The following is a 20,833-nucleotide window of genomic DNA, read 5'->3' as shown; positions in this document are numbered from 1 at the left end:
CATCGACGCTCTCAAAATATTGCCGGGCCAGATGATGGCCCGGCTTTTTTATGCCTAGTTCGCACAATGCTGGCTAACAAACGGTGCGGAAACGCTCGACGCAGGTGGCCAGCACTTCGTCGCCCGGCCGCTTCCACCAATTGTCTTGCGAGAAGATTTCGACCTCCTGCAGGCCGAAATAACCTGCCTTTTCGATGGCTGCGCGAATGCCTTTCAGGTCGATGACGCCATCGCCCATCATGCCGCGATCAAGCAGCAGATCCGCGGTCGGAACCAGCCAGTCGCAGATGTGATGCGCCAGGATCCGTCCTCCGGCACCGGCGCGCGCGATCTGCTCGTGGAGCTTCGGATCCCACCAGACATGGTAGACGTCGATAGCGACGCCGATGCCCTCGCCCAGCAGGTCGCAGATATTGAGCGCCTGCTCCAGCGTGTTCACGCAGGCGCGATCGGCGGCATACATCGGATGCAGCGGCTCGATTGCCAAGGGAATGCCGGCGCTACGGGCATGCGGCAGGATCGCCGCGATACCGTCAGCCACCATCTCGCGAGCATGACCGATGTCCTTCGAGCTCTCGGGCAGACCGCCGACGACGAGGACAAGGCAATCGGCATTCAGGGCGGCGGCCTCATCGATTGCACGCTTGTTGTCGTCGATCGCCGCAGCCCGGCCATTGGCATCCGCAGCCGGAAACATGCCGCCGCGGCAAAGGCCTGTCACCTTGAGCCTGTTGTCGGTAACGATCCTTGCGGCCTCCGCGAGGCCGATCTTGTGCACCTGATCGCGCCAGGGGGCGATCGCGACGATATCCTGCTTCAGGCAGGCCTCGACCGCCTGGCGCATGTCATATTGCTGGCGCACCGTCGCCAGATTGATGGACAGACCCTCTACGGCCATCGCGATGATCCTCCCCGATCCTCTTTTGTCCGTTAGTCGATGCCGACCGTGGCAAGGATCGTCTTCATCCGACGCACAGCCAGATCCGGATCCCTCAGGACACGTGCCGTCTCCGCCAGCCGGAACAGTTCCGAAAGATGTAGGATCGAGCGCGTGCTTTGCTGGCCGCCGAGCATCTGGAAGTGATCCTGGAAGCCGTTGAGATAGGCGAGGAAGACGACGCCGGTCTTATAAAAGCGCGTTGGCGCCTTGAAGATGTGACGCGACAGCGGGACGGTCGGCGCCAATATCTGATGAAAGGCATCGAGATCGTTCTGGGCGAGTTTCGCCAAGGCCACGCTCGCCGCCGGCGCGATGGCATCGAAGATGCCGAGCAAGGCATGCGAATAGCCTTGGCTGTCGCCGGCGATCAGTTCGGCATAGTTGAAATCGTCGCCCGTATACATCTTCACCGACGGATCAAGCCGACGGCGCATGACGATTTCCTTCTCGGCCGAAAGCAGCGAGATCTTCACGCCATCGACCTTGGTGGCGTTCTGATTGATGATCGCGACCGCTGTCTCCATCGCCTGCAGATCGTCGGACGATCCCCAATAGCCTGACAGTGCCGGATCGAACATCGAACCGAGCCAATGGATGATCACCGGCTCCTTTACCTGCCCGAGGATACGGTCGTAGACGCGGATATAATCGTCCGGACTTTTAGCCGCTGCGGCAAGCGCGCGGCTTGCCATCAGAATGATGCGGCCGCCCTGCCCTTCCACATAGGCAATCTGCTCCTCATAGGCGCGAATGACATCGTCAATCGTCACATCGGGTCCGGGCGCCAGATGATCCGTGCCGGTGCCATAGGCGATCAGCGCATCCGGCCGATAGCGGGCGGCCGATTGCGCATGCGCGATCAGCTCCTTTGCGCCGGCCCAATCGAGACCCATACCCCGCTGCGCTGTGTCCATGGCCTCCGCCACGCCGAGACCGAGATCCCAGAGATACTCCCGGAAAGCGATGGTGCGTTCCCAGTCGATGTTGCGATCGAGCCAGGGATCGTTGTCTGCCAAGGGGTCGATGACGACATGGGCGGCTGCATAGGCGACGCGGTTGAACCGGTGACCACCGGCCGGCTTTACCGGAGCGCTCAACGGCGCGTTGGTGAGCGTGAAGTCGGCAAGGCCGCCGCCGACCATCGGCAAACGAAGGCTTCTCGTCATGATGCCGATCTCCTACCGCGCTGTGAGTGCGGGAACATCGACCCAGCGCCGCTCGGTCCAGCTCTTCTGCGCCAGTTCCGCCAGCTGCACGCCCTTGGCGCCTTCGCGAAGCGTGAACTTCCACGGCGCGTCCTCGGCGACATGGCGCAGGAAACCTTCCCATTGCACCTTGAAGCCATTGTCGAAGATCTGCGTGTCCGGCACCTCGTCCCAGGTGTCGAAGAAATTGATCGTTTGCGGCTGGTCCGGATTCCAGACCGGCTTCGGCGTGTTGACGCGATGCTGTGTCCAGCACCGCATCAGGCCGCAGACGGCGGAACCATGGGTGCCGTCGACCTGGAAGGTGACGAGATCATCGCGCCGCACGCGCACCGCCCAGGAGGAATTGATATGGGCGATGACGCCGCCTTCCAGTTCGAAGGTGGCATAGGCCGCATCATCGGCATCGGCGACATAGGTCTTGCCGCTCTCGTCGACGCGGCTTGGAATATGCGTGGCGCCGAGGCAGCTGACGGCTTTGACCTCACCGAACAGATTGTCGAGCACGTAGCGCCAATGCGGCAACATATCGAGGATCATGCCGCCGCCGTCGGCCTTGCGATAGTTCCACGACGGACGCTGCGCTTGCACGCCCCAATCCCCTTCGAAGACCCAATAGCCGAACTCGCCGCGCACGGAGAGGATCTTGCCGAAGAAGCCGCTGTCGCGCAGCATGGCGATCTTGCGCAGGCCCGGTAGAAACAGCTTGTCCTGCACCACACCGTTCTTGACCCCGCGCCGCTCCGCCGAAGCGGCGACCGAAAGCGCCTCGGCGAGCGTCTCGGAGATCGGCTTTTCGCAATAGACGTGCTTGCCGGCGGCAATCGCCCGCTCCAGCAAGTCGACGCGCATCTGCGTCGAGCCGGCATCGAAGAAGATCGTGTTGGTGGGATCGGCAAGAGCGCTGTCGAGATCGGTCGTCGTCTTGGCAAGGCCGTGCTTGCGGGCGATGGCCTCGATCTTTTCGGCGTTGCGGCCGACGAGGATCGGCTCGGGCATCAACCTGTCGCCGTTGGCCAGCAGGACGCCGCCCTGTTCGCGGATCGCCAGGATGGAGCGCACCAGATGCTGATTATAGCCCATGCGTCCGGTGATGCCGTGCATGATGATACCGATCGGCTTCGTCGCCATAAGTCATTCCTCCCGTAAATAACTATATAGTTACATAACTGACATGGCAAAGCGGTGCTGTCAACGGCCATCGTCAATGGCCGCAGCGGCAATCATCTCCAATTGCTGAGCGGTTGCAGAGGTGTGCCTAGGGGCGCAGATAGGCGAAAATGACGTCGACGATATGCTCGCCCCAGGCATCGATTTCCGCCTCGTCGGAAAGATTGCGCCGAAAGATCGTCGACAGCGTCCAGCGGTTCGTCAGGAAGAACGAGCCGAGCGCTGCAATGCTCATATAGATCTTGACTGGATCGCAGCCGGGACGGAAATCACCGGAGACCGCACCTCGGTCGAGCAGACCGGAAATCTCTGAAACCAACGGCGAATGCAGTTCGAAAATGCGCGCCGAACGCTTCAGGAAGCGGGCCTTGTGCATGTTTTCCGTGCTGAGAATGCCAAGGAATTCAGGGTGATCCAAGAAATATTGCCATGTGAAAACAACAAGCTCCCGCATGCCTTCCGCCGGCGAGCGATGAGAAAGATCAAGCCTTGCCTCGGCCGAGCGGATAGCGATGTAGCTGCCTTCGAGAACGGCGACATAAAGAGCGTCCTTGCCGCCGAAATAGTGGTAGAGCATCCGCTTGTTGATCTTGGCGCGCTCGGCGATCGCATCGACGCGCGCACCGCCATAGCCGCGCTCGGCAAATTCCTTGGTCGCAGCGGCCAGGATCGCCTTACTCGTGCGTTCCGCATCCCTGAGACGGGGCCGTTCCGGCGTTGCGCGTGATGACGCCTGATCGGCATTCGCAAGGTCTGCGTTCTTTGCGCGGCGTTTCGCGGTTCTGGCTTCCGACATAATGGCTCCCGGCGGCATCATTCAAGGCTTGTGCGGCCATTCCTGACGCCGATAAGTAACCGATCATCGCATAAGTTGACAGTCCCTCGCGAATCGCCGGCCATAGTAACCAGATGGTTATATCGATTTAAATGCAAATATGCGCCAGGCAAGGCCACTGCCCACGGCATGAATTTCCCTGACAAAAGAATGGTCTGACCTTGCTTTCGACACCGGTCCGGCCCAAGAGAGCGGATAGGAATTGGCACCGGACGGCTTATGGCTGAGAAGCAGATCGCAATCATCGGCGGCGGCCCCGCGGGGCTCATGGCGGCAGAAGCCCTGTCTCTGTCGGGCCATCGCGTCACCGTCTATGACAGCATGCCGACGGTCGCGCGCAAATTCCTGCTGGCCGGTAAATCCGGCCTCAACATCACCCATTCGGAAGACTATCGCCTCTTCGCCGATCGCTTCGGGGCGGCCTCGCCCCGGCTGCGCGCGGCACTCGATGGCTTCAAGCCCGACGATATCAGGACCTGGGCGGCGGGGCTGGGGACGGAAACCTTCATCGGCTCCTCCGGCCGCGTCTTCCCGAAAGCCATGAAGGCGTCGCCATTGCTGCGCGCCTGGCTTGCCCGGCTGGAGGCGCAGGGTGTGAGCATCATGACACGGCACCGCTGGTCCGGCTTTGCCGATGGTGGCTTGGCATTCGAGACGACGCAAGGACGCAAGATCGCCGAATATGATGCCGTTCTGCTCGCGCTCGGCGGTGCCAGCTATCCTCGCCTCGGCTCGGATGCGTCCTGGACCGACTGGCTTCGCACTAAAAGAATCGACATTGCCGATTTCCAGCCCGCCAATTGCGGTTTCGACGTCGCCTGGAGTGCGCCGTTCAGGGAACGTTTTGCCGGCGTGCCGCTCAAAGCCGTGACGGCAACATCCGAGGCGGGGACCTTGCCGGGCGAATTCGTCATCTCGCAGGCAGGCATTGAAGGCAGCCTCGTCTATGCGCATGCCGCTGCCTTGCGCGATCGCCTGGCGAGCGAAGACAAAGCCGCGCTCATCATCGATCTGGCGCCCGGACGAACGGCGGAACGGCTGTCGCGCGATCTGACCAGACAGGATCCGAAAGCCAGCCTTTCCAATCGCCTGCGCAAGGGCGCAGGAATCGAAGGCGTCAAGGCCGGCCTTCTGCGTGAAATTGCCGATCCGGCTACCCTTTCGCATCCGGAAAGCCTGGCGCGCCTGATCAAGGCCTTGCCGATTCCGCTTCTGAGACCGAGGCCTGTTGCCGAGTCCATCTCGTCTGCCGGCGGCATCCGCTGGAGCGAGCTCGACGACGGCTACATGCTGAAGAAGCTCCCCGGCATCTTCGTCGCCGGGGAAATGATCGATTGGGAAGCGCCGACGGGCGGCTATCTCCTCACGGCCTGCTTTGCCACCGGACGCGCGGCGGCCAAGGGCATGGGCGCCTGGCTCAAGCGTTAAGCGATGCGGGTCTGAACCTCTCAGCCGATACGCCCATTCGCCATCAGCCATGCCACCGACTCCTGAACGGCTTGCAGCGACGTGTATCGCGGCTGATAACCGAGAAGTCGCTGCGCCTTGGCGATCGAGCAGTTCGGACTGCGGGCGATATGCTCCCAGGTCGCCTGCGCATCTTCCGGCGTCCGATCTCTCGCCCATGTCTCATAGGGCAGGAATTCAAGCTTCGGTTCGTGCCCGAACCAGCGCGACATCGCCTCGGCATAGCCTCGAAGCGTCAGCGCACCGCTCGAGACGGCATGGAAGCTCTCCCCGGTCGAAGCTCGCCAATTGGCGATCGCCCCCATGAACATCTGCGCGACATCGTCCGCATGGACATGGTGAACAGTCTCCAGGCCGAAATTCGGCAAGACGAGCGTTTCGCCCCGCGCCAGCGTCGAAAATGCCGACAGATTGAAATGGCCGGCCGGATTAAGGGGAGCCCAGCCCGGACCGACAATATGGCCCGGATGGATCAGCGTCACGGGAAAGCCCTTGCAACGCGCCTCATCCAGCAGATACGCCTCGATGGCCGCTTTCTGGATGCCATAGTCTCCGAATGGCCGCTTCGGTGCCTCCTCCAGCGTCGGAACTACCATCGAGAAGCCGTGCGTCCAGATCGTACCCGTATGCAGGAAATGGCTCACATGACCGGCAAGCGCATCCGTCAGGTGCCTGGCGCTGTCGAGCGTAAAGCAGATCATGTCGATGACGATATCCGCCTTCAAAGCGCGGATCGCCGGACCGAAGCTGCCGTCCTTTTCCATGGCGGAGCGGTCCATCGTCAACATTTCGACATCGTCCCAGGCCCGGTTCGGCGAATAGGGCTTTGCCTGGCCACGGCTGATCGCCACCACATTATACCCCGCCTCGACCAGCCGTGGCACAAGGTAAGTGCCGACATGGCCGGTCGCGCCGATAACCACTGCACGCGTCATGATGTCCTCCCAAAGTCAAAAGCGGATCCTATCAAAATTCAAAAAGTGATCCGCCTTTGAGAATAGGATCGCGCACCGATTTGTCATCCTCCGAAGGAAGGAAGCGGCGATTTTCTTACCGCCGCGCGCCGATGCGCCGCTTTGGCCCTTCCCGCTCATCCTCCTCATCTTCAGATGCGAATATGGAGCGGTGCTCCGACCCTCAAGCGTTTGGTGGCTTCGAAGCAGAACATCGACGATGCTGCGGTGGGCTACATGCGGGACAAACGGCAATACAGAAATGGTCGAGACCTGTTTGAGCGGACCACCGCCAGCGCGTTCAGAAGTATTTCTTACTACTTCTGCAACTGGAACTTTTGCCGCAGTAAAGAGTTTTCCAATATGGAGGAAATTTATATGAACACTAATTCGAATAAACCAAATCTAGATCTCAGAACTACGCCATATGCACGCCGCTCTTCTTTTGGGCTGTCGATCGCTATATTTGCGGTTGTTGCTGCCGCAGCGCTGGCGTGGAACTTTTGGCCTTATGCAAACTCGCCTTACACGAGTGTGAAGGAATCTAGAGTTCCGGCTGCCCAGAGGACCACGACACAGCCACCGGCAACGTCAATGTCGCCTGCAACGGCGCCTGCTCAGCAGTAGAGAAGGCCTACCCGCAATGGAGAAGGATAAACCCATGGCAAAGCATGAGGAATCATCGGTCTTGAGCGCAACGGATGCGAAGCAAGCCGCCAAACGGGATACCGGCGCCTATGATCGCGGCGCAAAAGCCGGCAAACAGAAGAACCCGGCAGAAGGCAACCCCTATCCCGAAGGCAGCCACGCTGCCAAGTCGTTTGAACACGGACAACTAGACGCCCAGAAAGTCAGATGCAGCGATAAGCCGCCGGGACGGTAAGTGCCCGCAAACTGGCTCAAGTTCCAAACATCGAAATCTTTGGCTTCACCCGACTTGATGCCACTGCAATATCACCGATCGCAGCAGAAACCCGATCGGCTGATCTCGCCGATATCATATCAATAAATATGCCGTCGAATTGAACCAAATTCGGTTCTGAACGTTAAGTTAAGTTGGAGTGCCATAAAGAACAACGCACCGTGCAGGTAAGCGCGATGGAGATGATCAGGTGCTCCCCAGGAGACGTACATGGACACCACCACACTTCTCATTATCGTTATTGTAGTTCTACTGATCGGCGGCGGCGGCTGGTTCGGCCGGGGGCGTTGGTACTAAGGATGACCTTGCGGCGCGGATAAATGTTCGCTGGTGGTGAAGCTTCACACAGTATACGATAAAATTGACTGGCTGCGGCCCGCCAAACCACGGGACGAGGTCAGCGTATGCCAGACATAATCGCCAAATCTGATAATCAAAAAGTCGCCGAAGCCGAGGTCGACGGCTTCCGCAGAGACCTTGGCCCTTTCGTCGTCGCTGCTGAAACGACGCGAATGGCAATGGTTTTTACGGACGCGAAAGAACCTGACAATCCAATCATCTTTGTCAATGACGCCTTTCTCGATTTGACCGGCTACACTCGGAAAGAGGTGCTTGGACAAAGCTTCAACTTTCTAATGGCGCGCGGCACCGATCCAGATTCACTGGCACGCATCGAAGCCGCATTCGCGGGCACAATCGGCGGTTCGGAAATCTCCTATCGCCGCAAGAATGGCAGCGTGTTCTGGTCGGCGGTCCTTGTCAGCCCGGTTCGAAACGAAAGCGGCGTTATCGTGCAGCACTTCGCCTCCTTTGTCGACCTCACCGATCATAAGCGCGAGCAAGCCCAGTCCCGCATGCTGATCGACGAGCTGAACCATCGCGTCAAGAATACGCTTGCGACGGTACAGTCGATCGTCTGGCAGGCCCTGCGAAATGCGTCCGACATTGAGGTGATCCGGGATTCCATCGAGCCACGGCTCTTTGCCCTGTCGCGGTCTCATGACCTATTGACCCGGGAAAGTTGGGAGGGTGCGGGGTTGCTCGATCTGGTCAAAGCGGCCCTGGAGCCGTTTGGGATCGGAAATGGGCGCTCAGAGCACTTTGTCATCACGGGCACGAATATCCGTGTCTCACCGAAGGTTGCCCTTGCCCTCGGCATCGCGTTCCACGAACTTGCGACCAATGCCGTGAAATACGGCGCATTTTCCAACAAGGCAGGCTCGGTGCTGATTTCATGGACGGTTGAGCCGTCGCCGGAAGGCAAGCGTCTTCTCTTGCGCTGGCGGGAGAAGGATGGCCCTGCCGTGGCACCTCCCTCACGGAAAGGATTCGGCTCACGCGTGATCGAACGCGGCCTGGCTCATGAACTGGAGGGCACGGTTGATCTCGACTATCAGACGGAAGGCGTCGTCTGCACGATCAATTTTCCTGTGTCGAGTGGTGTTCTTGATGGATAAATTGCTTTCTGGTCGGCGTGTGCTCGTTGTCGAGGATGAAATGCTGGTCCTCATCATGATCGAAGACATGCTGGCGGACCTTGGATGTGCGTCAGTGAGCAGCGCCGCCACGGTCAACCAGGCCATCGCTCTGATTGAATCTCAAGTTTTCGATGCCGCCATGCTGGATATGAACTTGAACGGCAATATGACTTATCTCGTCGCCGATGCGCTCGCCACGCACGGTGTGCCGTTCGCCTTCTCAACCGGCTACAGCGGTGACGACATCAGGGATGGTTATCGCGACCGGCCCGTTTTGAAAAAGCCGTTTATGGACAAGGAACTGGTCGAGATCTTCACGAACCTTCTAGGCCGTGCAAAATAATGGTCCGCTTGCGCCGCCAAATGTGGATACATCTCGCCAAGAGAACGCGACCGGTGAAGATGACACTGGCACCGAGCAGCATCCCACCGAAAAATGAGGGCAGGTAAGGCATCATCTCCGCCCCTCCGGACCGCAGAAAATAGCGTAGAGCGCTTGGATGAGTCGTGCCGCCTTCTCTTCCGTCAGACGATAGAAGATCTGCTTGGCCTCCCGGCGTGTTTCGACGACGCCAGCCTCACGCAGCACGCCGAGTTGCTGGGAGAGTGTTGGCTGATGGATGCCAAGCTTCTCCTCCAGCGCGCTAACAGAATATTCGCCTTCGGCGAGCGCGCAGGCGAGCGTCAGCCGCCCGGGATGTGCCAGCGTCTTCAAGAGTGTCGCGACCTCGCCTGCCCGGCTTGCCATCTCCTCAGGCGGCAAAGCGGCAGGCGCCGATTTTTCGATTCCCGTCACCATGCGCGCGCCTCCAGTGCGTCAAGCGGGAATTTGAGGTAGCGCCGACCGTTATCCTCGGGCTCCGGCAACCGACCGCCGCGAATATTCACCTGAAGCGCATGGAGGATCAGCTTTGGCATCGGCAACGTCCGGTCTCGCGCTTCGCGAAGCGCTACGAAACGGTCTTCCGTCATGCCAGACAAATGCGCGTTGTCGCGCTTCTGTTCGCCCACCGTGCTTTCCCACTTCGCATTTCGCCCGCCCGGCTGGTAATCGTGGCCGGTAAAGAGCCGTGTTTCGTCGGGAAGCTCCAGAATCCGCTGGATCGAGTTCCAAAGAGCCTTGGCGCTGCCGCCTGGAAAATCCGCGCGCGCCGTACCCGAATCTGGCATGAAGATCGTATCGTGGATGAAGGTGGCGTCGCCGATGACGTAGGTGACGGAGGCGAGTGTGTGGCCGGGCGAGAACATCACGCGGCCTTCAAGGGTACCGACCCTGAATGTGTCGCCATCCGCGAAAAGCCTGTCCCATTGCGAGCCGTCCGTGGCCAACTCCGGCCAGTTGTAGATGTCCTGCCAAAGCTTCTGCACGTCGACAACGCGGGAGCCGATCGCGGTTGGCGCCTCGGTCTTCTGCTTCAGATAGTGTGCAGCCGAAAAGTGGTCGGCATGGGGGTGAGTGTCGAAAATCCATTCGACCGTAAGCCCTTCGGCCCGCACATAGTCCAGGATCGCATCGGCATGAACGGTCGCGGTCGCGCCGGACTTCTCGTCGAAGTCGAGTACAGGATCGATAATGGCGCAGGCCCTCGTCGCCGGATCGGTGACGACGTACTGGATACTACCGGTGCGTGCATCGTAGAAACCCTTGACGCGCGCCGCTTTCCCGGCCCGCCGCTTAAGCCAGCCTGCCGCGCCGGACAGGTCAAAGCCGTGGCCTTTGCCGAAGGGTTCGATATCCTCGCTCTTCATCCGCCCCTCGAGCACCTCACCGAGCGCGTAGAGCGTGAGCGCCCGTGTCCCGCTCTTGCAATGGGCCAGGACCGGCCCTTTCGCATCGGCTATCGCTTTCTGGAAGGCGTGGATATCGGCCTCGGTGATGGTCGGACCAGTGACCGGCACGAACGTATAGTCGAGGCCGGCCAATCGTGCAGCGGCGAATTCCGAGGCATTGCCCGGTTGGCCTGCCTCTTCACCATCCGGCCTGGTGTTAATGACGGCGGTAAACCCCTGTCCGACAAGGGAGGCGAAGGCAGTTAGGTCTGGTTGATCCGACACCGTCACCAGGTCGCTGACGTTAACAAGGTTCATAACATCGCTCCAAACAATCATTATATAATTTCATATAATATATATTGATAATTTACAAGACCACTCCGTCGCCCCGAGCCAGCGTAAAGCGTTTGCCCGCCGTGCATCGGTGTAAACAGGCTCGGAACGCTGACCCCGTTGAAAATCCCGACAACGATTTGAAATTAATAGCAAAATCAGGTCATGTGTGGGATCACGACCGAGCCGGTCGTGACCCCTGTTAGTTCGGAAAGCCAAGTCTATTTCAGTAGCTGACCAATGCTCTGCTCGCCAGGTTCATCGGTCTTTCAAGTGCTGGGAGTTAGGGCATTGCATCAGGCGACTTGAGTCGACGCGAACCGCTGCGCAACCCCTGCCACGCGTGCGCCGTAAAGGAGGGCGGTTTCGAGGTCGCCGGCAGACATCTCGCTCGGGGCTGCGTCGGCATCGCTCTGGGCCATTGGCGCGATGTACGATCCCATCCTGTTTGCGTGGTCCCGCTTCGACGCCTTCACGTTCGCTGGCTTTATCCCCAGACTGACCCACAGGCCTCCGTGCTGTCCAGCCAGAAGAACGAAGTATTCAAGCGTGTTGAGCTTGTCGCCGTTCAGACTCGCGCTGTTGGTGAATCCCCCGAAGACTTTGTCCTGCCACTTGTTGGTAAACCAGGCCTTCGAGGAGGTGTCCGCGAACTTCTTAAACTGCCAGCTCGGGCCGCCCATATAGGTCGGCGATCCGAAGATGATGGCGTCAGCGGCGTCCAACGCAGCCCATCCATCATCTGAAAGGTTGCCGTCGGAGTCGATGGCGTAAAGCGCTCCGCCCGCACCTTCCGCGATGGCTTCCGCCATCCGCTGCGTGTGGCCGTAGCCGGAATGATAGACGACGACTGTGTTTGACATAGTGATTTTGGCCTCCTTTGGGCCGTTGCTTTGCGCTGTCCGGAGACGAGATCGCTCCGTCCGGCGACTTCCGGATGGGTTGATGACTGCAGTTTGGATGACACCCGACGCCTGGGCGATGGAGACCTTTATCCGCACGGCTACGCGCGGATTCTCGGACCGATGGCTCTGTTTACCGCGAGATGCTCAGGCCTGGCCGCTGAGACTGGCCAGTATCAGCAGCAATAGGAACACGAGAGGCGGCGGGAGTTCTCGATAGTTCCGGATACGCATAATGGTCGCGATCGCGGCCAGCATGATGCAGGTGCCCAACGCGACCCCAATGTATCGGGTGCCGGCTGTGACCAACAGCACCGCTGTTGCGAGCTCAAGGGCGGACGTTACCCAGCACCACCAGAATGGGAAACCAAGTCGCACAAAACCTGCGCGGATTTTCGAGTGTCCACTCACGTTGACGATAGCGCCGACCAGAAACGCTCCGGACGCTAGCCAGACAAGGATGGTATCGAGCACCGTTGCGCCCGTGAAGATTTGGATTGGAAGATTCATTGATGTTCTCTTCGGTGATGCACTATGTCAATCGACGCTTCATATCGCTGCAATATATTCTAGCGTCGCTAGATTGTCAATCGCCGCTTTATTTGATAGTTTCGGCTCCAGAGAAATCGCGCGAATGAAGATAGAGGCACAAGGTGGGAATCAGCGAACGCAAGGCCAGGGAACGGGAGGAGCGTGAACGACGGATAGTCCTTGCTGCGAGGACTATCGCGGAACGCGAGGGCTGGGCTTCCGTCACGATCCGGCGTCTTGCCGAAGAGATAGAATTCAGTCAGCCGGTTCTCTATTCTCATTTCCAAAATCGCGATGCGATCGTCGGAGCGGTCGCACTTGAAGGCTTCGGCGAGCTGGCAGCGATGCTCCGCGCCGCGATCCAGCCATCGTCTACGCCAAAGGAGTTGGTGGAAGGCGTCGCGACCGCCTATCTCGATTTCGCTTTCGCCCGGCCTGCGATGTACGAGGCGATGTTCGTCCTGCCGACCGGTCTGCGCTTCGCCAGGTCTGACACGCCAACTCAGCTCCGTGAGGGTTTCGGAGCCATGGCGACCGTGATCGCGCCGTTCTCCCAGGATGTGGATACCGCCACCGAAACTTTCTGGGCGGCACTTCACGGCTTAGCGCAGCTTGAACGGCACGGCAGAATAAGACCCGCTTTCCGTGCTCACCGGATCACCCTCATCATGCAGATGGTGTCAGGTCTAAGCCGATAGAGAAAATCGGGAGAGAGGAGAAGAATGGCTCGCGAAGCGTGGCGTCAGCTTACCGAGAATGAAAAACGGTTGATCGGGAAGCTTCTGTCGAGGAACTTTCCGGGTGTTGACGTGTTGACGCGTTACGCATCCAATTTGTCTGCAATGGGCCGATTGCAGCCATGCGGGCCAGGCGCTCTTGAAAGAAATCGAACCGGAGACCCGTCATTGCTGGCGTGTATCAACCAGGCTACCCACTGATCCACCTTTCTTGACATTACATCATCGCACTACATGAATGCCAGAATGCCATTCTGTGCGGGTCCCTCGGGCATTCGGTACCCTGTCACAACCATGTCATGAAATGCGTCGACACCTCGTGCCGGATCAAGAACGGGTGGCCAAATGGAATATTTCAGACGTTTCAACTTTTTGTTCGCGACGCCGGCCTTCGACAACGAGGATTTGGAAGGAACCCGTTATAACCAGATCGTTGAGGAGATCGAACGCTCAGGCTTCGAGGTTGTGCGCGCGCGCAATCTGGAAGACGCAGAGATAGCCGTACAGACGGACGCCGCCATAGGCTGCATGATGGTCGACTGGGGCAAGAAGGGCCTCGAGGGCAAGACTGCCTCTCTCATCAATTTGATGCGCCGCCGCGGCCTCGAATTCCCGATCATCCTGCTGATCCGCCGTAAACGCTTCGAGGACGTGCCGGTGGAGGTGCTCGACTTCATCGACGGCTATGTCTTTCTCTCCGAGGAAACACCTGCCTTCATCGCCAAGAACCTTATCAGCCGGCTCAAGCAATATGCCGAGACGCTGAAGACGCCGTTTTTCGGCGCGCTGGTGGACTATGCCGAGGAAGGCAACCAGCTCTGGACCTGCCCCGGGCACAACGGCGGCGTGTTCTACAGCCGCAGCCCCATCGGTCGGGTGTTCATGGAGCATCTGGGCGAAGCGGTGTTCCGCGACGATCTCGACAATTCGGTGCTCGACCTCGGCGACCTGCTGACCCACGAGGGGCCGGCACTTGCTGCACAGAAGGAGGCAGCCAAGATCTTCGGCGCCGAGAAGACCTATTTCGTACTGAATGGCACTTCCACCTCCAACAAGGTTGCGCTCTCCGCACTCGTGACCGACGGTGATCTGGTGCTGTTCGATCGCAACAACCACAAAGCCGCCCATCATGGCGCCCTGATGATCTCCGGCGGCATTCCCGTTTACCTGCCGACCAAACGCAACGTCCATGGGCTGATCGGTCCGATAGATTTTGCGGCCTTGGACGAGGAGGCCCTGCGAGAGCGAATCCGTACCCATCCGCTGGTAAAAGATCCTGATGCCTACAAGAAGCCGCGTCCGTTCCGCGTCGCGGTGGTGGAGCAGTGCACCTATGACGGCACGATCCACAATGCCGAGATGATCCTCAAGCGCATCGGGCATCTGTGCGACTACATCCTCTTCGACGAGGCATGGGCGGGCTTCATGAAATTTCACCCGCTATATGCCGGACGCTTTGCCATGGGCCTTGCCGATCTTGGCCCCGATGCGCCGGGCATTATCGCCACGCAATCCACCCATAAACAGCTCGCGAGCTTCTCGCAGGCGTCCCAGATTCACATGAAGGACCGGCATATCTCCGGCCAGAAGCGCCGCGTGGAGCATCGGCGGTTCAACGAGAGCTTCATGCAGCACGCCTCGACCTCGCCCTTCTATCCCTTGTTTGCCTCGCTCGACGTGGGCGCGCAGATGATGAAGGGGCGCTCGGGCGTGGTGTTGTGGGACGACACGATCCGCCTCGGCATCGAACTGCGCAAGAAGATCCGGGCCGTGCGGCGCGAGTTCGAGGAGAAGGAACCTCGTCCCGATCGTCGCTGGTTCTTCGAACCTTTCGTACCGGACCGGGTGGCGATCCCGGATGTGTCCAGTCCCGGCGCGGTGCATGACGTGCCCTGGGAAAGCGTCACCACCGACCAACTCGCCACCAATCCCGCCTTCTGGCACCTGACGCCCGATGCGGCGTGGCACGGCTTTTCCGGGATGGAACCGGGCTTCGCCATGACCGATCCAAACAAACTCACCCTGCTCACCCCGGGCTTTGATCGGGCGAACGGTACCTATGCCGAGCATGGCATTCCAGCGCCTGTGGTCGCGCAATATCTGCGGGAAAACCGCATCGTGGCGGAGAAGAACGACCTCAATTCCCTGCTGTTCCTCCTCACCCCCGGCGTGGAGGCCAGTAAAGCCGGCACGTTGATCAGCGGCCTCGTCGCCTTCAAAAAGCTCCACGACGACAATGTGCTGCTGGAGGAGGCAATCCCCGAATTCTATCGTCGCCGGCCGAACCGCTATGCAGGGGTACGGCTGCGCGATCTCTGCGCGGAAATGCACAACTTCTTCCGCCAAGCCGATGTCAGTACGCTTCAGACAAAGCAGTTCTCCGCTGACCACCTGCCCCCGATTGCCCTGTCGCCGCATGATGCCGCGCGCTGCCTGGTGCGCAATGATGTGGAATATCTGCCGATCGACGCCATTGCGGGCCGTATCGCAACAACGCCGTTCGTGGTCTATCCTCCGGGCATCGCCACCATCGTGCCGGGCGAACGCTTGACGGATAAGGCACAACCCATGATCGACTATCTCAAGATGTTTGAGACCAGCTTCAACACCTTCCCCGGATTTGACGTAGAGATTCAAGGGCTCTATCGCGAGACCGATGCATCTGGCCGCATCCGGCTTTATACCTATGTCGTAGCGGAATAGGCTGGGAAATTCAGGGTCGGTCATGGAGCAGGACAAAACAATCGTCATTCGCCCGTCCCGGGAAACCGACGTTGATGCCATGTTGGCGATCTATCGCCGCCACATTCGCCGCGGCATCGAGGATGGCGTGGACGATAGCGACACGCCGCAACCGGACGATCTGCGAGAGCGGCGCAAGAATTTGAAAAACCGCCGCTTCCCTCATGTCGTCGCGATCAAAGGCGGAGACGTTGTAGGCTATGCCTATGTGGTGCTGTTCCGCAAACGCCCGGCCTATCGTTACACGGTCAAGCACTCAATCTATGTGCATCACAACCATATCGGCCAGGGCGTTGGGAGCCTGCTCATGCGCGGGCTGATCGACGCCTGCGCAGCCGCCGGTTTCCGGCAGATGATCGGCTATATTGATGCCGACAACGTCGCTTCGCTCGCCCTGCACGAACGGTTCGGCTTCGTTCGCGTTGGTTTATTGCCAGGCGTCGCCTATCGTTACGGCCGCTGGGCCGACAGCGTGATGGTCCAGCGCTCACTCGGCTCCGGCACGACTGCCGCACCACCACCGCCAGCGCTTTCAACCCGCTGAAACGAACGGGAATGATGCACGCGATAGGTTTACGTCAAGACACGACCGCGCAAGAACGGCTTGACGATATCGAGCATTGTCGCAAGCGCCAATGAACGCTGGTCTTCATCTTCGGGAGGCTCAAACTCGGCAAGTTCGATACCGGCAATTTGGCTGGGAGAGATTGCTCCGAGGCTGCATCGGCAGCAAGCCGCTGGGCATCAGTTAAGCCATCCTGGCTCGCCGCTGTCGCCAAACAACAAGCAGCAGTAAGATCACCAAGCCCACAACGACGGCCACGGCGATGCCAATGCGTGCCAGCAGCAGGAGCGAAGACGCCGGGCCACCGGCCCGCACCTGGGCGACATCGGCAGGGGTGACCGGGGTGCCGGGGCGGCCGTACTGATCAATCACATAATTCGCCAGCGTGGCGACTTGGCTGTCATTCAGAGCATTGATGTCATTCGCCTTGCCGCCGAAGCCAGGCATGAAGGCCTGACCCTTGGGGGTAGTCCGGCTAACGCCATTCAGAATCGTGGCGATCAGATTGTTGTGATTGGCCCCGCCTGTCGCCGAATTGTGGAACAGGCTCGGATAATAGGTGTCTTTGCTGCCTTGGCCAGACGCCTGGTGGCAGGAAGCACAATTGCCGTAAAACAGGACCGCGCCGCTGGCTTGCGCGTCCGTATCCGAGCGGATTGGGTTTGCCCCACGCAAGCTTGCAAGCTGTGAGAACGGCTTCCCGTAGCCAAATCGCGGTTGATCATCCGACGCATCATGCAGCGGCGCCACGGTTTTGATATAGGTTGATATCGCCGAGATATCTTCCTGCGTGAGGTGAGAGAAGCTGTGCTCGACGGCCTCCCCCATACTGCCCGCAGCCTGTGCCTTGCCGGGCAGCGAGCCGGTCGCCAGATAGCGAACCAGTTCGTCCTTGCTCCAGCTTCCAATACCGCTAGTGGCATCCGAGGTGATGTTTGGTGCATACCATGGGCCGACTTGCGCACCACCCAGATAGTGCGCGGACACTTCCTGCATCAGGAAGCCGCGCGGCGTATGGCAGGTGCTGCAATGCGCCGGCCCTTCAACCAGATATTTGCCGCGATTCCACTCGGGTGACTGCGCGGCATCGGTCTTGCTATCGCCGCTGCCGAGGAACAGGAGGTTCCACGCCATCATCGATAGGCGAATATTCATCGGAAACGGCAGTGCGGTACGCGTCGGCGCCGTGTCGACGGGTGCGACGCCGTGCTGAAAGTAAGTGTAAAGGTCGTGGATATCTGCGTCCGTCAGCACGTTGTATGATGTGTACGGCATCGCCGGATAGAGGTTCGCACCATCGGCCCGAACGCCCGCCCGCACGGCACGGGCGAATTGCTCTTCCGTATATTGCCCAATACCTGCAGTCGCGGACGGTGTGATATTGGTCGTGAAAATCGTGCCCACCGGGGACACGATGGCCAGTCCCCCCGCGAACGGCTTGCCACCTGGCGCCGTGTGGCAGGCGGAGCAATCCGAAGCGGTGGCGATATACGCGCCGCGCTTGACTGAGGCGGCTTGCGCATCATCGCCGGCAGCGAAGGCAGCCGAGCTCGCAGACATCAAACAGATTGCAGCGCCGAGGAGCCGGTAGAAAGTGTCCACGCTCAACCCCGCTTCAACTGGTCAACGATGGTATCGGAGGCCTTCATGGCCAAAGCCGCCATGGTGATGGTGCTGTTGCCGCATCCGCCCGTCGTCATCGCCGCGCCGCCCGGCAGAAAAAGGTTCGGATGGTCGTGCGCGCGACAGTCAACATCGACGACTGAGTCCGTGGGATCGGTGCCCATGATGCAGCTCCCCATCATGTGGTCGCTGTTGGTAAAGGTCGTGGCAATGTTGCTTTCGACAGCACCAAGCTCCGCGATCAATTTCTTCAGCAATGGTAGGGTGTATTCCTGGTGGCCGCGGCGAACATAGTCGCCGACATCATAATAGATGTTCGGCTTGTTGAGGCCCAGCCAGTCCTTCTTATCCGACAACGTCAGGCGATTATTGGGATCCGACAGGATCTCGTGCTCGATCGTTAGTCGCGCGGTGCAGGCCGAGAGCCTGCGAATCTCTGCGTCCAGCGCTTTGCCAACCAGCCCCTTCGCAAGCGCTGCCTGACCGCCCACGGCGCTGAGAGCGGCATTTTCGCAGCGAAGCATGGCACCGGCGTGTTCGCTTCGGAAAGCGCCTTGCCCCGTCATCATGATGCTGCTGCCCTGCACGGGGCCTACGCCCGTCCACATCGGTTCTGCAAGCACCATCTGTGCGGTGATCTTGGGCTGATCCATCAGATTGCGCCCGACCTGATCGGAATGATTGGCGACGCCATTCGGGTTGCGCTCGTCCTTTGACATCAGGAGCAGTTTCGGCGTCTCTATGGCATTGCAGGCAATGGCGAAAAGCCTGCCGACAACCCTTTGCGATTCCTTGTTGGGATTGAAGAAATGAACCGCCTGGATGTTTTGCTTTGCATCCGTCTCCACCCGGTAGACGACCGCATTCGCAAGAATCTTGCCGCCCTTTGATTCGATCCTTGGCAGAGCCGATGCCGCATCGTATTTCGCCGAGATCGGACAGACCGGGAAGCAGTTGTTGTTGCCGCAACAGGGCGGTCGCCCGTCGTAGGAAACCCCGCTATTGCGAGCTTGAGGGGCCGGAAGATTGGTGATGCCAACTCGAGTCGCAGCCTCTGTAAAACGTTGCTCACCCTGGCCGAAAGGAATACGGCCCATTGGATAGGGCTTGGAGCGCGGCAATGGCGGCCATTGCAGCTCAACCTCGGACGGACCACACACACCCAACGCGTATTCGGCTCGGGTATAGTATGGCTCAAGTGTGTTGTAATCGAACGCCCAGTCCCGGCCGACGCCGTAAAGGCTTTTCATCCGCATATCATCGGGATGCAGACGCCAGCAAATGCCCGCCCAATGCCACGTGGCGCCGCCGGCATAACGCACATAACCCTGCCGGTATGCGCGCCCATTCGGCCCTTCCAGCTGCAGGTAGTCGGTCGTGGCGTCTACCAATTCTGATTCAATATGCGGTGCCCAGGGCTTCGCCGGATAGGGCGCATTCCAATTTTGCTTGAACCGAGGCGGTACGTTGCGATAATTTTCAACAATCTGCCAGCGCTCCACGCGAGGGCCGGCTTCCAGCATGAGAACAGACAAGCCTGCGTCCAGCGCCTGCTCGGCTACGATGCAGCCTATGACGCCCGTTCCAACCACAATGACGTCGGCACTAAAATCGTTTGCCATCTTATCGATTCCAACTATCCAAAGGCTCGAATAGGCACGTCAAAACCCGCCGCAAGCCGATCCCATCACAAAGTACTCTTCAGGGCGTCTCGCTCGATTTGTTTGAAAACCGCCCGCAACGCGCCTTCGCGCACCGGGCGGCTCGCGTCAGAATGTCGGCATATCGCTAAGAGCCGGGGCCTCCGCATTCCATCCGTTCGGACCGGATATCGCGTAGGTCGGGATTGTCATGACGTCATGGGTCGGCTGGTACATAAGCGCCGTCTCGAAGGCGAAGACCTCCGCGTTGCTGGAATTTTCCACGACGCCCGTATACCAGGCCGAAATAATGGCCAGGGCCGTATCCTTCAGGTTCCCTTCCGGAATATCGGCAAAGAATTCCTCGACGATCTTGGCGTTCTTCTTTTTGGCAATTTGGATAATGGCGCCAATATCCTGCTCAATCGTCGGATGTATCCGCAGCATGGCGGCAGCCATGCGCGCTCCGACCTCAGCATCCAAATGGTGATCAATGAGAAGTGACGACACTTCCATGAAGTTTGCCGAAACTTCCGGTGCAACGACACCTAGGGTTTGAGCCGAAATCTCGGGAGACAGTAACACGCCTCCTATAAGCAAGGCGCCACTCACCATTAGTTTCCGACGTGTGAGATTGAATTCCTCAGGACAGTCATCGCGAGACGGGTCAGTCATGTCCATCAAGATGCCTCGTCAACCAGTTTGCGTCACATTTCAACACAGGCGCAAGTCAGGAATGTCACAGAAATCTATGCACTGCATACGATAGAGTCAATCCAACAATCAGCGAAGCCAGTTTATCAGAATTGCAAAAATCAACTGTAGTACTCAAGTCGAGTTGTTGAATCGCGCGACCGCGCCGGCGTTGTCACGTTGTCACGTTGTCAGAAAAGGCGCATCGCTTGGCCAACAAAGGTCGAGCGCGGATAGCACCGCGTCGCGCCCATTTTGGCAAGTCAAATCTGTGTATTGATAGCGCTATGTAGGAATTGGTTGCGGCGGTCTGATCCGACCATA

General features: G+C 59.2%; 20 protein-coding genes. 8 read left to right on the top strand and 12 right to left on the bottom strand.

Annotated elements, in window-relative coordinates; genetic code table 11:
- Positions 1–73: 73 nt before the first annotated feature.
- The 4 genes from JTP94_RS17690 to JTP94_RS17675 all read right to left on the bottom strand — a co-directional run bounded on the left by JTP94_RS17690 (position 74) and on the right by JTP94_RS17675 (position 4,111).
- Positions 74–898 carry a sugar phosphate isomerase/epimerase gene (locus tag JTP94_RS17690; RefSeq protein ID WP_204851782.1) on the bottom strand — a complete coding sequence of 275 codons (825 nt, stop codon included), beginning with the start codon at positions 896–898 and terminating at the stop codon, positions 74–76.
- Between the two features lie 32 nt (positions 899–930).
- Complete coding sequence (locus JTP94_RS17685) at positions 931–2,106, bottom strand: dihydrodipicolinate synthase family protein (protein WP_204851781.1); 1,176 nt, start codon at positions 2,104–2,106, stop codon at positions 931–933.
- A 12-nt stretch (positions 2,107–2,118) separates the two neighbouring features.
- Positions 2,119–3,276 carry a Gfo/Idh/MocA family protein gene (locus tag JTP94_RS17680; protein WP_204851780.1) on the bottom strand — a complete coding sequence of 386 codons (1,158 nt, stop codon included), beginning with the start codon at positions 3,274–3,276 and terminating at the stop codon, positions 2,119–2,121.
- A 127-nt stretch (positions 3,277–3,403) separates the two neighbouring features.
- A complete protein-coding gene (locus JTP94_RS17675) occupies positions 3,404–4,111 on the bottom strand; it encodes a TetR/AcrR family transcriptional regulator (RefSeq protein ID WP_204851779.1) in 708 nt (235 codons plus the stop codon).
- 258 nt (positions 4,112–4,369) lie between these two features.
- Between JTP94_RS17675 and JTP94_RS17670 the strand changes: the two genes are divergently transcribed.
- The gene (locus tag JTP94_RS17670; protein WP_204851778.1) at positions 4,370–5,578 is read left to right on the top strand and encodes a TIGR03862 family flavoprotein; all 1,209 of its coding nucleotides are present in this window, start codon (positions 4,370–4,372) and stop codon (positions 5,576–5,578) included.
- 20 nt (positions 5,579–5,598) lie between these two features.
- On the opposite strand, the gene JTP94_RS17665 is transcribed toward JTP94_RS17670, so the two are convergent.
- Positions 5,599–6,552 carry an NAD(P)-dependent oxidoreductase gene (locus JTP94_RS17665; protein ID WP_204851777.1) on the bottom strand — a complete coding sequence of 318 codons (954 nt, stop codon included), beginning with the start codon at positions 6,550–6,552 and terminating at the stop codon, positions 5,599–5,601.
- A 213-nt stretch (positions 6,553–6,765) separates the two neighbouring features.
- Here JTP94_RS17665 and JTP94_RS17660 point away from each other — a divergent pair, with 213 nt between their 5' ends.
- The 4 genes from JTP94_RS17660 (at position 6,766) to JTP94_RS17645 (ending at position 9,313) form a co-directional block, all read left to right on the top strand.
- The gene (locus JTP94_RS17660) at positions 6,766–7,197 is read left to right on the top strand and encodes a hypothetical protein (protein ID WP_204851776.1); all 432 of its coding nucleotides are present in this window, start codon (positions 6,766–6,768) and stop codon (positions 7,195–7,197) included.
- A 34-nt stretch (positions 7,198–7,231) separates the two neighbouring features.
- Positions 7,232–7,453 carry an Sf3a2-prov protein gene (locus tag JTP94_RS17655; protein WP_204851775.1) on the top strand — a complete coding sequence of 74 codons (222 nt, stop codon included), beginning with the start codon at positions 7,232–7,234 and terminating at the stop codon, positions 7,451–7,453.
- Between the two features lie 443 nt (positions 7,454–7,896).
- Positions 7,897–8,949, top strand: a complete 1,053-nt coding sequence (locus JTP94_RS17650) for an HWE histidine kinase domain-containing protein (RefSeq protein ID WP_204851774.1) — start codon at positions 7,897–7,899, stop codon at positions 8,947–8,949.
- Positions 8,942–9,313, top strand: a complete 372-nt coding sequence (locus JTP94_RS17645) for a response regulator (protein ID WP_204851773.1) — start codon at positions 8,942–8,944, stop codon at positions 9,311–9,313. Before JTP94_RS17650 ends, JTP94_RS17645 begins: the two co-directional genes overlap by 8 nt.
- Positions 9,314–9,424: 111 nt before the next feature.
- Here JTP94_RS17645 and bigR read toward each other — a convergent pair whose 3' ends face one another.
- The 4 genes from bigR to JTP94_RS17625 form a co-directional block, all read right to left on the bottom strand.
- Complete coding sequence (bigR, locus tag JTP94_RS17640) at positions 9,425–9,769, bottom strand: sulfite-sensing transcriptional repressor BigR (protein ID WP_204851772.1); 345 nt, start codon at positions 9,767–9,769, stop codon at positions 9,425–9,427.
- A complete protein-coding gene (blh, locus tag JTP94_RS17635) occupies positions 9,763–11,058 on the bottom strand; it encodes a bifunctional sulfur transferase/dioxygenase Blh (protein ID WP_204851771.1) in 1,296 nt (431 codons plus the stop codon). Before blh ends, bigR begins: the two co-directional genes overlap by 7 nt.
- A 314-nt stretch (positions 11,059–11,372) precedes the next feature.
- The gene (locus JTP94_RS17630; RefSeq protein ID WP_204851770.1) at positions 11,373–11,939 is read right to left on the bottom strand and encodes a flavodoxin family protein; all 567 of its coding nucleotides are present in this window, start codon (positions 11,937–11,939) and stop codon (positions 11,373–11,375) included.
- Between the two features lie 186 nt (positions 11,940–12,125).
- On the bottom strand, positions 12,126–12,488 hold the full coding sequence (locus tag JTP94_RS17625; RefSeq protein WP_204851769.1) for a DoxX family protein: 363 nt from the start codon (positions 12,486–12,488) through the stop codon (positions 12,126–12,128).
- Between the two features lie 143 nt (positions 12,489–12,631).
- Here JTP94_RS17625 and JTP94_RS17620 point away from each other — a divergent pair, with 143 nt between their 5' ends.
- The 3 genes from JTP94_RS17620 to JTP94_RS17610 all read left to right on the top strand — a co-directional run bounded on the left by JTP94_RS17620 (position 12,632) and on the right by JTP94_RS17610 (position 16,532).
- Positions 12,632–13,207 (top strand): TetR/AcrR family transcriptional regulator, encoded by a 576-nt coding sequence (locus tag JTP94_RS17620; protein WP_204851768.1) that lies wholly within the window; start codon positions 12,632–12,634, stop codon positions 13,205–13,207.
- A gap of 384 nt (positions 13,208–13,591) precedes the next feature.
- A complete protein-coding gene (locus tag JTP94_RS17615) occupies positions 13,592–15,949 on the top strand; it encodes an Orn/Lys/Arg decarboxylase N-terminal domain-containing protein (protein WP_204851767.1) in 2,358 nt (785 codons plus the stop codon).
- A 22-nt stretch (positions 15,950–15,971) separates the two neighbouring features.
- Positions 15,972–16,532, top strand: a complete 561-nt coding sequence (locus JTP94_RS17610) for a GNAT family N-acetyltransferase (protein ID WP_204851766.1) — start codon at positions 15,972–15,974, stop codon at positions 16,530–16,532.
- A gap of 204 nt (positions 16,533–16,736) precedes the next feature.
- Here the strand turns inward: JTP94_RS17610 and JTP94_RS17605 are convergent, their stop codons facing one another.
- The 3 genes from JTP94_RS17605 to JTP94_RS17595 form a co-directional block, all read right to left on the bottom strand.
- Positions 16,737–18,155, bottom strand: a complete 1,419-nt coding sequence (locus JTP94_RS17605) for a cytochrome c (protein WP_312038179.1) — start codon at positions 18,153–18,155, stop codon at positions 16,737–16,739.
- A gap of 2 nt (positions 18,156–18,157) precedes the next feature.
- On the bottom strand, positions 18,158–19,798 hold the full coding sequence (locus JTP94_RS17600; RefSeq protein WP_204851765.1) for a GMC family oxidoreductase: 1,641 nt from the start codon (positions 19,796–19,798) through the stop codon (positions 18,158–18,160).
- 147 nt (positions 19,799–19,945) lie between these two features.
- Positions 19,946–20,497 (bottom strand): sorbitol dehydrogenase family protein, encoded by a 552-nt coding sequence (locus JTP94_RS17595; RefSeq protein ID WP_204851764.1) that lies wholly within the window; start codon positions 20,495–20,497, stop codon positions 19,946–19,948.
- Positions 20,498–20,833: the final 336 nt, after the last annotated feature.

This window comes from Martinezella lusitana (genome assembly GCF_016901135.1).
Classification (GTDB): Bacteria; Pseudomonadota; Alphaproteobacteria; order Rhizobiales; family Rhizobiaceae; genus Rhizobium; species Rhizobium lusitanum_D.
Note: the sequence above shows the minus strand (reverse complement) of the source record. Positions and strands in the feature narration are given on the sequence as shown.